The organism is Pseudomonas sp. M1, assembly GCF_022760135.1.
Taxonomy (GTDB): Bacteria; Pseudomonadota; Gammaproteobacteria; order Pseudomonadales; family Pseudomonadaceae; genus Pseudomonas; species Pseudomonas citronellolis.
On record NZ_CP094343.1, the window covers coordinates 3,212,663 to 3,227,427 of the forward strand.

Annotated in this window: 11 protein-coding genes; 4 read left to right on the forward strand and 7 right to left on the reverse strand. The window is 67.3% G+C overall.

All coding sequences use genetic code 11. The annotated features are described in order from the left end of the window. Nucleotides 1-97: 97 nt before the first annotated feature. The gene (gene pbpG, locus PM1_RS14405; protein ID WP_009622230.1) at nt 98-1,012 is read right to left on the reverse strand and encodes a D-alanyl-D-alanine endopeptidase; all 915 of its coding nucleotides are present in this window, start codon (nt 1,010-1,012) and stop codon (nt 98-100) included. 441 nt (nt 1,013-1,453) lie between these two features. On the opposite strand from pbpG, the gene PM1_RS14410 reads away from it, so the two are divergent. Genes PM1_RS14410 through PM1_RS14420 form a run of 3 tightly spaced genes read left to right on the forward strand, consistent with a single transcriptional unit; the run spans nt 1,454 to nt 6,369 of the window. Further along, nucleotides 1,454-3,124: an AMP-binding protein gene (locus tag PM1_RS14410; protein ID WP_009622229.1), complete on the forward strand. Its 1,671-nt coding sequence runs from the start codon at nt 1,454-1,456 to the stop codon at nt 3,122-3,124. A gap of 15 nt (nt 3,125-3,139) precedes the next feature. Further along, nucleotides 3,140-4,195, forward strand: coding sequence for an AraC family transcriptional regulator (locus tag PM1_RS14415; protein WP_009622228.1), 1,056 nt, complete (start codon nt 3,140-3,142; stop codon nt 4,193-4,195). Nucleotides 4,196-4,230: 35 nt separating this feature from the next. Continuing rightward, nucleotides 4,231-6,369, forward strand: a complete 2,139-nt coding sequence (locus tag PM1_RS14420; protein WP_009622226.1) for a methyl-accepting chemotaxis protein — start codon at nt 4,231-4,233, stop codon at nt 6,367-6,369. A 595-nt stretch (nt 6,370-6,964) separates the two neighbouring features. Here PM1_RS14420 and PM1_RS14425 read toward each other — a convergent pair. Both PM1_RS14425 and PM1_RS14430 read right to left on the reverse strand, forming a co-directional pair. Further along, complete coding sequence (locus tag PM1_RS14425; protein WP_009622225.1) at nt 6,965-7,669, reverse strand: glutathione binding-like protein; 705 nt, start codon at nt 7,667-7,669, stop codon at nt 6,965-6,967. Between the two features lie 96 nt (nt 7,670-7,765). Further along, nucleotides 7,766-9,151 (reverse strand): NAD-dependent succinate-semialdehyde dehydrogenase, encoded by a 1,386-nt coding sequence (locus tag PM1_RS14430; protein WP_009622224.1) that lies wholly within the window; start codon nt 9,149-9,151, stop codon nt 7,766-7,768. Nucleotides 9,152-9,308: 157 nt separating this feature from the next. Between PM1_RS14430 and ptrR the strand changes: the two genes are divergently transcribed. Next, a complete protein-coding gene (ptrR, locus tag PM1_RS14435) occupies nt 9,309-10,181 on the forward strand; it encodes a putrescine utilization regulator PtrR (protein ID WP_009622223.1) in 873 nt (290 codons plus the stop codon). Between the two features lie 131 nt (nt 10,182-10,312). On the opposite strand, the gene PM1_RS14440 is transcribed toward ptrR, so the two are convergent. The 4 genes from PM1_RS14440 to PM1_RS14455 all read right to left on the reverse strand — a co-directional run bounded on the left by PM1_RS14440 (nt 10,313) and on the right by PM1_RS14455 (nt 14,747). Then, complete coding sequence (locus tag PM1_RS14440; protein ID WP_009622222.1) at nt 10,313-11,842, reverse strand: nucleobase:cation symporter-2 family protein; 1,530 nt, start codon at nt 11,840-11,842, stop codon at nt 10,313-10,315. 430 nt (nt 11,843-12,272) lie between these two features. Continuing rightward, complete coding sequence (locus tag PM1_RS14445; RefSeq protein WP_009622220.1) at nt 12,273-13,220, reverse strand: phospholipase D family protein; 948 nt, start codon at nt 13,218-13,220, stop codon at nt 12,273-12,275. Between the two features lie 475 nt (nt 13,221-13,695). Continuing rightward, nucleotides 13,696-14,220: a hypothetical protein gene (locus PM1_RS14450; RefSeq protein WP_009622219.1), complete on the reverse strand. Its 525-nt coding sequence runs from the start codon at nt 14,218-14,220 to the stop codon at nt 13,696-13,698. A 5-nt stretch (nt 14,221-14,225) separates the two neighbouring features. Continuing rightward, nucleotides 14,226-14,747 (reverse strand): methylamine dehydrogenase light chain, encoded by a 522-nt coding sequence (locus tag PM1_RS14455; protein WP_009622218.1) that lies wholly within the window; start codon nt 14,745-14,747, stop codon nt 14,226-14,228. Nucleotides 14,748-14,765 lie beyond the last annotated feature (18 nt).

The window sequence follows — 14,765 nt, forward strand, 5'->3', positions numbered from 1 at the left end:
ACACCAACATACTCCGAACGGTCCCCTCTCCCTTCAGGGAGAGGGTTAGGGAGAGGGCGCTCTCAATCCCGAACACCCAAACCCCCGGGAAACACCATCACTCCGCCGCCTGCATCCCCTGCGTCTGCTTCGCCTGCTTGTAACGCAGCGCCACCGCCGGCACCGGCGAGGCCTTGCCGGTTTCCACCCAGCGGCGGATGCGCGCGGCGTCGGCCACGTGGGTGCGCTTGCCGAAGGCGTCGAGCAGGGCCAGGGCCACCGGGCGGCCGTTCATCACCGTGACCATCACCAGGCAATGCCCGGCCTGGTTGGTGAAGCCGGTCTTGGTCAGGCGGATGTCCCACTTGCCGGCGCGCACCAGCGGGTTGGTGTTGAAGAAGCTCAGCGCGTAGTTCGGGTGGCTGAAGCGCGCATCCTTGGTCGCGGTGGTGCTCAGCTCGCGGATCAGCGGGTACTGGTAGGCGGCCTTGACCAGGCGGATCAGGTCATGGGCGGTGGAAGTGTTGTCGATCGACAGGCCGGTGGGCTCGACGTAGTGGGTGTGCAGCATGCCCAGGGACTTCGCCTTGGCGTTCATCGCCTTGACGAAGGCCACGCTGCCGCCCGGGTAGTGGTGGGCCAGGCTGGCGGCGGCGCGGTTTTCCGAGGACATCAGCGCCAGCAGCAGCATCTGCCGGCGGTCGATGCGGCTGCCCAGGTGCACGCGGGAGAACACGCCCTTCATCTCGGCGGTCTCGGAGATGTCCACGTCTATCTGCTCGTCCAGCGGCAGCTTGGCGTCGAGCACCACCATGGCGGTCATCAGCTTGGTCACCGAGGCGATCGGGCGGACCATGTCGGGGTTGCTGGAATACACGACCTTGTCGGAGTTCAGGTCCACCACCAGGGCGCTGCCGGAGGCCAGGACCAACTGGCTGGGAGTGACTTCCGCCTTGCTGGCGGCGAGGGAGGGCAGGGCGAGGGCAAAGGTACAGGTGAAGAAAAGGCCCAGGATCGAACGACGAGTGTTCATGGATGTGATTCGCACAAGTGGGAGGGGCTACATCCATGTAGGCAATTTCCCAGAATTCTAATCCATGACCGGTGAGCGTGCATCAGCCTGGCAGCGGGCCAGGGGAAAGAATTTCAAGGGCTTGCATGCACAAGTGCGTGTATCACTTTGAAAGCGCAGCGGCGGGAATGAGAAAGTGTCTCGCCAAGTGTTGCGAAATGCGAATCCCGCGCCTGGGTGTCGGCTGTCGGATTATTCCAAGTATCTGATTCTCAAGGTGTTCTGATTCTGTGGCATGAAGCTTGACTGGCTAAGCTGTAGAGAACGAGGCGGATCGCGGGCTTGCGTTTACCTTTACGTTAACGTAAAGATGCTCCGCGAGCCGCCGAGCGGCCGGTCATGCCCATGCCTGTGGGCCCGGTCGTGAGTCCAGTCCCAGAACAAGCACAACAAGGGAACGCCATGAACCACCCGAGCTATACCCGTGGCCGCCAGGACAAGCCGCTGCTGGCCATGACCATAGGCGCTGCCTTCGACGACACCGCCAGCCGCTTCGCCGACCGCGAGGCGCTGGTGGTGCGGCACCAGAACCTGCGCTACACCTGGGCCCAGCTGGCCGAGGCGGTGAACGCCACGGCCCGCGCCTTCCTCGCCCTGGGCCTGCGCCAGGGCGACCGCCTTGGCATCTGGGCGCCGAACTGCGCGCAGTGGTGCATCACCCAGTTCGCCAGCGCCAAGATCGGCGCCGTGCTGGTCAACATCAACCCGGCCTACCGCGCCAACGAGCTGGAGTACGCGCTGAAGCAGTCCGGCTGCCGCTGGCTGGTGTGCGCCGACGCCTTCAAGACCTCCGACTACCACGGCATGCTCGCCGAGCTGCTGCCGGAGCTGCGCGACTGCCGCCCGGGCGAGCTGAACAGCGCGCGCCTGCCGGAGCTGAGCGGGGTGGTCAGCCTGGCCGCCCAGGCCCCGGCCGGGTTCCTCCGCTGGGACCAGCTGGAAGGCATAGGCGCCTCGGTATCCGCCGAGGAGCTGGCGCAGCGCCAGGCGCTGCTGCAGTTCGACGAGCCGATCAACATCCAGTACACCTCCGGCACCACCGGCTTCCCCAAGGGCGCCACCCTCAGCCACTACAACATCCTCAACAACGGCTACATGGTCGGCGAGAGCATCGGCCTCACCGAGCACGACCGCCTGGTGATCCCGGTGCCGCTGTACCACTGTTTCGGCATGGTGATGGGCAACCTCGGCTGCATGACCCACGGCGCCACCATGATCTACCCGGCGCCCAGCTTCGAGCCGGAAGCGACCCTCGCTGCCGTGGCCGAGGAACGCGCCACCGCGCTGTACGGCGTGCCCACCATGTTCATCGCCGAGCTGGACCACCCGCGCCGCGCCGAATTCGACCTGTCCAGCCTGCGCACCGGGATCATGGCCGGCGCCACCTGCCCGATCGAGGTGATGCGCCGGGTCATCAATGAAATGCACATGGCCGAGGTGCAGATCGCCTACGGCATGACCGAGACCAGCCCGGTGTCGCTGCAGACCGGCCCGGACGACGAGCTGGAAATCCGCGTGACCACCGTCGGCCGCACCCAGCCGCAGCTGGAGAGCAAGATCATCGACGGCGACGGCCGCATCGTCCCGCGCGGCACCATCGGCGAGCTGTGCACCCGCGGCTACAGCGTGATGCTCGGCTACTGGAACAACCCCCAGGCCACGGCCGAGGCCATCAGCCCGGCGCGCTGGATGCTCACCGGCGACCTGGCGGTGATGGACGAGGCGGGCAACGTGCGCATCGTCGGGCGCAGCAAGGACATGATCATCCGCGGCGGCGAGAACATCTACCCGCGCGAGATCGAGGAATTCCTCTACACCCACCACGCCGTGGCCGACGCCCAGGTGATCGGCATTCCCGACGACAAGTACGGCGAGGAGCTGGTGGCCTGGGTCAAGTTCCACCCCGGCCACGGCGTCGACGAGGAGGAACTGCGGGCCTTCTGCAAGGCGCGCATCGCCCACTTCAAGGTGCCGCGCTACTTCCGCTTCTGCGACGAGTTCCCGATGACGGTGACCGGCAAGATCCAGAAGTTCCGCATGCGCGAGATCAGCATCGAGGAACTGCGTGGCTGACGGACGCGAGGCGCCATGCCGGTAGAGAAGGGCACCATCTCCATCCGCCTGGTCAACGAGGCCCTGGCCGAACCCGTTCGCCAGGGCCTCGACGCGTCCGCGCTGCTGGCCGCGGCGGGCATCGCCGGCGAACTCGTCGGCAAGCCCTACGCGCGGGTGCCGATCCAGGCCTATTCGCGGCTCTGGCTGCGCCTGGCGAAGGCGCTGGACGACGAATTCTTCGCCATGAATCCGCGGCGGATGAAGTCCGGCAGCTTCAACTTCATGGCCCGCACGGCGATCCACGAAGCGACCCTGGAGGCCGCGCTGGAGCGCGCGCTGGCCTTCCTCGGCCTGGTCTTCGACGGCCTGCAGCCGCGCCTGGTGAGCCAGGACGGGGTGGCCGCCATCCAGCTCGACGAGGGCGCGGCGCCGCCGCAGCGGGCCTTCTGCTACTTCACCCTGTACCTGATGGTCCACGGCCTGGCCTGCTGGCTGGTGGGCCGGCGCATCCCCATCCTCGCCATCGACCTGCGCAGCCCGCAGCCGGACTACATCGAGGACTACCGGGTGATGTTCAGCGACAACCTGCGCTTCGCCCGCCGGCAGACGCGCCTGCTGTTCAACGCCGAGGCCCTGGCCCTGCCGGTGCGCCGCGACGAGCGCGAGCTGCGGCGCTTCCTGGTCGGCGCCCCGGCCAACATCCTGGTGCGCTACCGCGACCCGCAGAGCCTGGCGGCGCGCATCAAGGCCTACCTGCGCAGCCAGCGCTGCGAGCGCTGGCCGGACCTGGAGGCGCTGGGCAGCCACTTCTACATGGCATCCTCGACGCTGCGCCGCAAGCTCGCCGCCGAGGGCCAGTCGTACCAGGCGCTGAAGGACCAGCTGCGCCGCGACCTGGCCATCGCCCGCCTGGACGCCGGCGAAGGCAACTTCGCCGAACTGGCCGAGGAACTCGGCTTCGCCGACACCAGCGCCTTCTACAAGGCCTTCCGCAAGTGGACCGGCTCCACCCCCGGCCAGTACCGCGCGCTGATGCAGCAGGAAAACGACTGGCCCAACGCCTCCAGAAATCCCCCGCCAGGCCGATAGCCTGGGGCACTCCCACGTTCCAAGGACCTCCGCCCATGTTCCTGACGCGCCTTTCGATCCAGTGGAAGATCACCCTGCTGGCCGGCCTCTGCCTGCTGTGCACCGTGGCCTTGCTGGTGGGCAGCTCGCTGCTGCGCATGAACCACAACCTGCAACTGGTGAAGACGGCCAACGCTCAGATGCTCGAGGACGCGGCCCAGGCGCGCATGCAGGCGCGGGCCGAGCAGCAGGCGGAGACCATCCAGCGCTTCTTCACCGACGTCTACCACTTCGGCGACCAGTTCAGCCGCCAGGTCGCCCAGCTGCGCGCCCAGAGCGCCCGGCACGGCGTCGATGCGCAGGTGCTGCGCGAAGACCTGGTGAAGCTGGTGCACGACGGCCTGAAGTCCAACCCGACGCTGCTCAGCCTCTACGTGGTGTTCGAGCCCGAGGCCCTCGACGGCCAGGACGCCCGCTTCGTCGGCCAGGAAGCCCTGGGCAGCAACGAGAAGGGCCGCTTCGGCGCCTACTGGGCGCAGAAGGCCAGTGGCGACAGCAGCCTGGCGGTGACCGAGGCGATGATCGCCGACACCACCGCGATGCTCGACGGCACCCCGTTCAACACCTGGTACCAGTGCCCGAAGCAGAACCTGCGGCCCTGCGTGCTCAACCCGTACTTCGACGACGCCTCCGGCCAGCGCGTGCTGATGACCACCGTGGTGTTCCCGCTGATGGAGAACGGCAAGCTGCTGGCCGTGGTCGGCGCCGACATCAGCCTGAGCCGCCTGCAGCAGCTGGCCCTGGACGGCGACCGCGCGCTCTACGACGGCCAGGGCGCCATCCGCATCCTCAGCCCGGCCGGGCTGCTGGCTGGCGACAGCCAGGACGCCAATCAGCTCGGCCAGCCGCTGGGCAAGTCCCTGGCCAACGCCGCCGAACTGCTCGCCGTGCAGGCCGCCGGCACGCCCAGGGCGCTGATGGGCGAGGACAGGCTGCAGGTGGTCGAGCCGCTGCAGGCCATCCCTGATTCGAAGAACTGGGGCGTGCTGCTGGAAGTGCCGCGCGCGGTGCTGCTGGAGCCGTCGCTGAAGCTGCAGGGCGAGCTGGATGCGCGCAACCTCAGCGGCGCGCTCTGGGAAACCGCCTTCGGCGTCGGCCTGGCGCTGGTGGTGCTGGTCCTGCTGTGGCTGACCGCCCGCGGCGTGACGCGCCCGATCCTCGGCGTGGCCGGCATGCTGCGCGACATCGCCAGCGGCGAGGGCGACCTGACCCAGCGCCTGAAGTACCAGGGCCAGGACGAACTGGGCGAGCTGGCCGGCTGGTTCAACCGCTTCCTCGACAAGCTGCAGCCGATCATCCGCGACGTGAAATCCTCGGTGCAGGACGCCCGCGCCACCGCCGACCAGTCCGCCGCGCTGTCGACCCAGACCAGCGCCGGCATGCAGCAGCAGTTCCGCGAGATCGAGCAGGTGGCCACCGCCTCCCAGGAAATGAGCGCCACCGCCCACGACGTGGCCAACAGCGCGGCCATGGCCGCCGACGCCGCCCGCGGTGCCGACGGCGCCACCCGCGACGGCCTGGCGGTGATCGACCAGACCACCCGCGCCATCGACGAACTGGCCCGCGACATGAGCCAGGCGATGACCCAGGTCGAAGGCCTGGCCGCCAGCAGCGAGCAGATCGGCTCGGTGCTGGAAGTGATCCGCGCCATCGCCGAGCAGACCAACCTGCTGGCCCTCAACGCCGCCATCGAAGCGGCCCGCGCCGGCGAGGCCGGCCGTGGCTTCGCGGTGGTGGCCGACGAAGTGCGCAACCTGGCCAAGCGCACCCAGGACTCGGTGGAGGAAATCCGCCAGGTGATCGAAGGCCTGCAGAACGGCACCCGCGAAGTGGTCACCGCCATGCACAGCAGCCACCAGCAGGCCCAGGGCAGCGTCAGCCAGGTCGAGCAGGCGGTGGCCGCGCTGCAGCGCATCGGCGAGGCGGTGGGGGTGATCAACGACATGAACCTGCAGATCGCCAGCGCCGCCGAGGAACAGAGCGCGGTGGCCGAGGAGATCAACCGCAACGTGGCGGGCATCCGCGACGTGACCGAATCGCTGTCCGGCCAGGCCCAGGAGTCGGCGCAGATCAGCCAGTCGCTGAACGACCTGGCGAATCACCAGCAGGGGTTGATGGGGCAGTTTCGGGTGTGATCGGCGGGCTCCCATACACCCGTAGGATGGCGTTGAGCGAAGCGATACCCATCGCCACAGCCGCATGGGTTTCGCAAGCTCAACCCATCCTACGAAGAGCGCCTAGGCGTAGGGACGTAGGGCGCATAACCGTTCGCGGTTATCCGCCGTTGGCCGGTACACCGATGCCCCGGTCCACACCCCCGTAGGATGGCGTTGAGCGAAGCGATACCCATCACCCCGCCTGCATGGGTTTCGCAAGCTCAACCCATCCTACGAAGAGCGTCTCGGCGCAGGGAGTACATCGCATAACCGTTCGCGGTTATCCGCCGCTGGCCGGTACACCGATGCCCCGGTCCACACACCCGTAGGATGGCGTTGAGCGAAGCGATACCCATCACCCCGCCCGCATGGGTTTCGCAGGCTCAACCCATCCTACGAAGAGCGTCTCGGCGCAGGGACGTACATCGCATAACCGTTCGCGGTTGTCCGCCGTTGGCCGGAAACACCAATGCCTCGGTCCACACCCGTAGGATGGCGTTGAGCGAAGCGATACCCATCGCCACGGCCGCATGGGTTTCGCAGGCTCAACCCATCCTACGAAAGCACCTCTGCGTCAGCCCTTGCTCACACTGGCCGCGGTCTGCCCGAAGAGGATCTTCTTGCCTTCCTCGGTCACCGACGGCCGCGACGAATACGCCTGGCCCTTCTCGTAGGCGCGCACGGTCGCCGGCCGCGCCGCTATGCCTTCGAACCAGCGCTTGAGGTGGGGGAAATCGTCCAGGTCCTGCTGCTGGCGCTGCCAGGGCACCACCCAGGGATAGCTGGCCATGTCGGCGATGCTGTACTGCTCGCCGGCGAGGTAGGGCACTTTCGCCAGGCGCTTGTCCATCACGCCGTACAGGCGGTTGGTCTCGTTGACGTAGCGCTGCATGGCATAGGGCAGCTTTTCCGGCGCGTACTGCACGAAGTGGTGGTTCTGCCCGGCCATCGGGCCCAGCCCGCCGACCTGCCAGAACAGCCATTCCAGCACCGTCTTGCGCCCGCGCACGTCGGCCGGCATGAACTGGCCGGTCTTTTCCGCGAGGTAGACGAGGATGGCGCCGGATTCGAACACGCTGATCGGCTCGCCGCCGTCCGCCGGGGCGCTGTCGATGATGGCGGGCATGCGGTTGTTCGGCGAGAAGGCGAGGAACTCCGGCTTGAACTGGTCGCCGGCGCTGATATCGACGGGGTGGATGCGGTAGTCGAGCCCCGCCTCTTCGAGGAACAGGGCGATCTTGTGGCCGTTGGGGGTGGGCCAGTAGTACAGCTCGATCATGGGACCTCCTGAAATGGCGACGCCCCGGCACCATGCCGGGGCGTGCAACGCCCGCGTCCAGGAGAGCGGCGCGGGCTGAAAGCCAAGGCTATAGCTTTACTTGCGGTCGATCCAGACGGTCTGCGGGTTGAGGAACTCGCGCAGGCCGAAGTGCGACAGCTCGCGGCCGAAACCGCTCTTCTTCACGCCGCCGATCGGCACGCGCGGGTCGGAGGCGGAGAAGCCGTTGATGAACACGCCGCCGCTGACCAGGCGCCGCGCCATGTGCTGGGCCTTGGCCTTGTCGGCGCTCCAGATGGCGCCGGACAGGCCGAACTCGCTGTCGTTGGCCAGTTCCAGGGCGTGCTCGGCGTCGCGCGCGACTATCACCGAAGCCACCGGGCCGAAGATTTCCTTGGCGAAGGCGGTGTTGCCCGGCTTCACGTCGGCCAGCACGGTCGGCGCGTAGTAGTTGCCTTCGCCTTCTAGCTTGTGGCCGCCCAGCAGCAGGCTGGCGCCGTCGGCGATGGCCTGTTGCACCTGGCCGTGCAGTTCGTCGCGCAGGTCGAAACGGGCCATGGGGCCGACGAAGGTGTCGTCCGCCAGCGGGTCGCCGATCTTCAGCGCCTTGACCGCGGCCAGCAGCTTCTCGGTGAAGGCCGGGGCGATGGATTCTTCGACGATCATGCGCTTGGCGGCGATGCACACCTGGCCGCAGTTGCCGAAGCGGCTGGCCACGGCAGCTTTCACGGCGGCGTCCAGGTCGGCGTCGGCCAGCACGATGAAGGCGTCGGAACCGCCCAGCTCCAGCACGCACTTCTTCAGCGCGGCGCCGGCCTGGGAGGCGATGGCCGCGCCGGCGCCCACGCTGCCGGTCACGGCGATGGAGGCGATGCGCTCATCGGCGATGGCCTTGGAGACCAGCGGCGGCTCCACGTTCAGCACCTCGAACACGCCTTCGGGCAGGCCGGCCTGCAGCCAGGCATCGCGCAACTGGTAGGCGCAGCCCATGACGTTCGGTGCGTGCTTGAGCACGTAGGTGTTGCCGCCGAGGATGATGCTCACCGCGCCACGCATGACCTGCCAGGTGGGGAAGTTCCACGGCATCACGGCCAGCACCGGGCCCAGCGGCAGGTAGGAGATGTACGCGCCTTCGATGCTGGTCTTCTCGTCTTCCAGCATGGCCGGGCCGTGCTCGGCGTACCAGTCGCAGAGGTTGGCGCACTTGTTGATCTCGCCGCGCGCCTGGGTGACCGGCATGCCCATTTCCCGGGCTTCCATGCGGGCCATGGGCTCGACGTTGGCGCGCAGCACCTCGGCCATCCTGCGCAGCACGGCGACGCGCTCGGCCACCGGGGTTTCGCGCCACTGGCGGAAGGCGGCGTCGCTGCGGGCCAGGGTGCTTTCCAGCTGGGCGGCGTCCTCGAAGGGGTAGCGGGCCAGTTCCTGGCCGGTGGCGGGGCTGCGCGAGATGGCAGCGGGGATGGCGGCGATCTGGTTCATGGAAGGTCCTTGCACGGCAGGTGGGGCTGGCCGCCGTCGGTCGGCGGCGTCGGTTGTCCGGCGGCGTCACTGGCGCCGGCATGGGGAAGAAAGTAAGGTGGCGCTTCATTCATGACAAATGAATAATTAAGAAAGGATCATTCTCCCGGAGAGAAACATGGACCTGACCCAACTGGAGTTCTTCCGCGCCGTCGCCCAGGACGGCAGCATCACCGCCGCCGCGGGCCGCCTGCACCGCGTGCCGTCGAACCTGACCACGCGCATCAAGCAGCTGGAAAGCGAGCTGGGCGCCGAGCTGTTCATCCGCGAGAAGTCGCGCCTGCGCCTGTCGCCCACCGGGCGCAGCTTCCTCGACTACGCCGAGCGCATCCTCGACCTGGTGGAAGAGGCGCGCCAGGTGGCCAGCGGCGCCGAACCCCACGGCAGCTTCTCCCTGGGTTCGATGGAAAGCACCGCGGCGGTGCGCATCCCCGAGCTGCTGGCGCGCTACCACCAGCGCTTCCCCAAGGTGCAGCTGGACCTCTCCACCGGTCCGTCGGGCGAGATGATCGACGGCGTGCTCTCCGGGCGTTTCATCGCCGCCTTCGCCGACGGCCCGGCCAACCACCCGCAGCTGGACGGCCGCCCGGTGTTCCAGGAGGAACTGGTGCTGATGAGCGCCCAGGGCCACCCGCCGGTGCGCGACGCCCGCGACGTGGCGGGGGAGACGGTGTTCGCCTTCCGCGACACCTGCTCCTACCGCAAGCGCCTGGAAGGCTGGTTCGCCGAGCAGCGCGTGGTGCCGGGCAAGATCATGGAGATGGAGTCCTACCACGGCATGCTGGCCTGCATAGCCGCCGGCGGCGGGGTGGCGATCATCCCCAAGGCGATGTTCGACAGCCTGGCCGGCGGGCGCAACGTGACCATCCACCACCTGGCCCCCAGCCACGCTGAAGCCACCACCTGGCTGTTCTGGCGCCGCGGCACCGACACCCCGGCATTGCGCGCCTTCATCGGCCTGCTGGAGCCGGAGCAGCGCGAGGCGGCGTAGGGCGTATAACCGCGAACGGTTACGCCCTACGGTGCTGTTAGGGATCAGGATGACTCTGAACTCCCCGGCCCCTCAGGACAGCCCCCTCTCCCGCTTGCGGGAGAGGGTTGGGGAGAGGGCGCTCTTCGTCATCAATGCGCCGCAGCCTTCACCGTCCTTGGCGGCGCGTGCTCGGCGTGCTCGTGCTCCTCGTCGATCACCGGCACCTCGTTGCCGTCCTTGTCGTGCAGCCTGCCGTTGAGGAAGTAGTCGCCCTCGTTCAGCGCGGCGATGTCGCGGTAGCGCAGGGTGCGTTCCTCGGCGGCGACGAACACCGACTGCTGGTCCGAGTTGCCGGTCTTGAAGTGGTTGAACAGCAGGTTCAGGGCGATGGCCATGATCGCCGAGGAGCTGATGCCGGAGTGGAAGATGGTTTCCACCCAGCCGGGGAAGTTGTGGTAGAAGTTCGGCGCCGCGATCGGCAGCATGCCGAAGCCCAGGGCGGTGGCGACTATCACCAGGTTCATGTTGTTGTGGTAGTCCACCTTCGACAGGGTGCGGATGCCGCTGGCCGCCACGGTGCCGAACAGCACCAGGCCGGCGCCGCCGAGCACCGCCGGGGGCACCGCGGCCACCACCCGGCCGACCACCGGCAGCAGGCCGAGGGTCACCAGGATCAGCCCGCCGGTGGCCACCACGTAGCGGCTCTTCACGCCGGTCACCGCCACCAGGCCGACGTTCTGGGCGAAGGCGCTCTGGGTGAAGGAGCCGAAGATCGGCGCCAGGATGCTCGACAGCATGTCGGCGCGCAGGCCGTTGCCCAGGCGCTTGGAGTCCACCTTGGTGCCGATGATCTCGCCCACGGCGAGGATGTCCGCCGAGGTTTCCACCAGGGTCACCAGGATCACGATGCACATGGAGATGATCGCCGCCAGGTGGAAGGTCGGCATGCCGAAGTGGAAGATTTCCGGCATGGCCAGCATCGGGCCTTCGGCGACCTTGGAGAAGTCGGTCATGCCCAGGGCGTAGGCGATGCCGGTACCGATTACCATGGCCAGCAGGATCGACAGGCGCGAGATGGCGGCGCTGCCCAGCTTGCTCAGCAGCAGCACGATGACCAGGGTCACCGCGGCCAGGCCGATGTTCGCCGTGCTGCCGAATTCCGCCGCCTTGGGGTTGCCGCCCATGGCCCAGCGCGCGGCCACCGGCATCAGCGTCAGGCCGATGGTGGTGATGACCACGCCGGTGACCAGCGGCGGGAAGAACTTGGTGATGCGCGAGAACACCGGGGTGATCAGCAGGCCGATGGCCGAGGCCGCCATCACCGCCCCCAGCACCGCGGGGATGCCGCCGCCCTCGTAGCCGGTGGTGAGGATGGCGAGCATGGTCGCCACCCCGGCGAAGGACACGCCCTGCACCAGCGGCAGCTGGCTGCCGAAGAAGGGCAGGCCGAGGGTCTGCAGCAGCGTGGCCAGGCCGCCGGCGAACAGCGACGCGGCGATCAGGGTGCCGATCTCGGCGGGCGACAGGCCGGCGGCCTGGCCGAGGATCAGCGGCACGGCGACGATGCCGCCATACATGGTCAGAACGTGTTGCAGGCCGTACGCCAGGTTGGCGCCGACACCGAGGTTCTCGTCTTCCGGGCGGGAGCTGGAAGACGCTACAGCTGAACGGTCATTCATGGCTGGAGGACTCGCTTGTTTTTGTTGTGCCGAGCACTGTAAACACGGTTGTTCCTGTTTGGCTACTACCTTGTATACAAAATCTTGTTCGACAATCTGAACTATCTGATTCGAAAGAGAAAATAATCTTCCGAGAAATGCGCAAGCGACCGCCTGCACGCCGTCCGGAGCGAAGCAAGAACCTGGCCAGGTCGTCAGGAATTTTGGATACAGGGGTGTCGCTGGTCGGCACGGCCCGCGTGGCGCGAGGGCACGGCCATTGCGTTGGTCGGGGAGCAAGGTGGAGTAGGGAAGAAGTGCACGGAAGTCGGGCGCCGCGGCCTCAAGATGGTGCCGCCTACGCCCGGCTTCACGGAATGCGGGCGCGCAAATGAAAAACGCCGCGACGGGGAACCGTTCGCGGCGTTTTCGCAGGGCGCGGGGAGGGGCTTCAGATCATGAAGCGCAGGATGTCCGCCCGGTTCATCTCGGTGCGGCCTTCCTCGTACCAGCGCGGGATGACGTCCTTCAGGCCTTCCTTGGTGTCGTCCAGGTTGAACGGCGCCGGGTAGCGCTTCTTGCGGTAGGAATAGATGTAGTAGGTGCCGTCGCGGTAGAGGATGCGGTCGAAGGTGTAGAAGCCGATGTGCGAGCCGTTGCAGCGCGCGGTCAGCACCACGTCGCCTTCCTCGTAGGGCAGGGCGCCCTCGGCGCATTCGTAGGTGAAGAACTCGCGCACGTCGTCCCAGTCCACGCCGCTGCTGGCGCGCAGGAAGCCCTCGGCGGTGGTCTCGGAGTCCTCGGAGTGGTCGCTGTACCAGATGAACAGCGGGATGCTCTGGTTGGACTCCTCGCCCAGCCAGCTCTCGCCGTCCAGGTACTGCGCGGTGCGCGCCAGGCCCGCCTGCATGCGGCGGTGGTTCCGGCGGTAGGTTTCCAGGGCCTCGTCGAAGGCCTCGGTCTGGGTGCTGGGCAGCACGCCTTCGGTGGCCTTCAGCTGTTCGACGCGGGCCAGGTGCTGCTGGTAGAGCGCGGCGTCCTGGATGACCACGGCGTTGTCGCGGGACAGGCCGACGCCCAGTTCGGTGAAGTTGGCGCTGCCGAGGATGACCACGTCCGGCTCGATCAGGTAGAGCTTCCAGTGGATGCTCTTCTGGTAGCGGAAGTCGACGGACAGGGCCAGGTCGTCGCCGCCTTCGCCGATGCAGTACTCGATGAAGTCCGGCGAGGTGAAGGAGTTGATGGTCCCGACCACTATGTCCAGACGGTTGCCGTTGGCGCGCAGGCTTTCCACCAGGGGTTCGGTGCCGGCGGCGAAGGCGGTGACGACCGTGATCTTCTTGTCGCGCTGTTGGCCGAGGTAGCCCGCGAGGTCGTTCTGATTATCGAGGATCTGCATAGGTTCTCCAGCAGCATGGGTTCCGCAAAATGCAGGCATTGTCGCACGCCGTTGGGGGAGGTTTCACGCTTGGCGCGTAAAGGCTTGCGGTAGAGCAGGGGGCTTGGTTTTTTTGTAGGAGCGAGCTTGCTCGCGAACGGAGTTTGCCGGTTGCGCTGGTGCAGGGGTTGAGAGCGCCCTCTCCCTAACCCTCTCCCTGAAGGGAGAGGGGACCGTTCGGCGCAGTCTGGTTTTCCCGAGTCAGCCGGCAAGCACGGCGGTTTCCAGCTGAAACCATTCCTCATCTCGGCACGGACTGGCCCCCTCTCCCTTCAGGGAGAGGGCTGGGGAGAGGGTTCGGAGTCAACCGGAAACACCATGGCTGCCGGCGAGCACGGTTCGCGAGCAAGAACTAGGCGTCCCCCTCGCTCCTACGAAAAGCCGACCCAAAAAAAGCCCGCCATACGGCGGGCCGAAGCGGAACCAAAGGAGTCTTTCAGTCGCCCATGCCATCCTCGATGGCGATGCCCTGCTTGCGCATCTGGGCGATCAGCTGGGCGCGGGTTCCCGGCAGGTTGAGCATGGTTTCGTGGCGAATCCCCGCCACTTCTTCCGCGGTGTAGGGCTGGTAGCTGGCCGGCATGCTGTTGCCGGCCATGCCGTCCTTGCGCAGCAGCCAGTTGAGCATGTCCGCCAGTTGCGCGTCGTTGAGCGCCGACATCGACATGCCCGGCACCCGCACCAGGAACTGGCGGCCGCCCTCGACCTTGAGGAAGTTGCCGACGAAGCCGAGCATCCTCGGCACGTCGTTGGCCTTGGAGCCGGCGCCGTTGGACAGGTGGCAGCCCGCGCACTGCAGCTGGTAGTTGGTGGCGTTGCTGTAGCCGGCCTCGGCGATCGGCGTCTGCGGCGCCTCGTTGCCCGGCGCGTGTTTCTGGTGCGGGTCGGGGATGCTGCGGGCCTGGGCCGCCGAGGCGGCCAGCAGGCACAGCAGCGCGAGGGTCGGCAGCGAGCGCTTCATCTGCCTTATACCGCGACGCCGCGGATGACCGAGACGGTGCAGTGGTAGATGTGCGACTTGGCCGCCAGGCACCAGTTCACGTCGTTGTTGTTGAACGGACGGTAGGCCGGCTCCTCGCTGTCGTTGCGGGTGCAGGCGCACTGGTTGCAGCTGTGCTTACCGCAGCAGTCGTTATAGGAAATGATGTAGTTCTTGCCGTCGGCCGGGTTGTGGCAGGTGCCCACCCAGGCTACCTGGGACACCTCGGTGCCCGGCGGGCAGCTGGACACGCTGCCGCCGCAGCAGGAGCAGAGGAAGCCGTCGATGGAGCAGTAGCGCCAGTAGTCGCAGCTGTTGGGGTCGCCCGGGTCGCCGGCCATCGGCTTGTCGGCGGCCAGGGCCTTGCCGGTGCGGTCGATGGGCAGCAGCACCGGCAGGGCGGCGCCGGCCACCAGCAGCGAACCCATGCGCGAGAGCAGCTTGCGCCGCGAAGTGGTGTCGGCGATGCGACGGGAGGAGCGCTCGAAGAGCTGGTCGAGGAATTTCATCGGTTATCCCTTTTTATT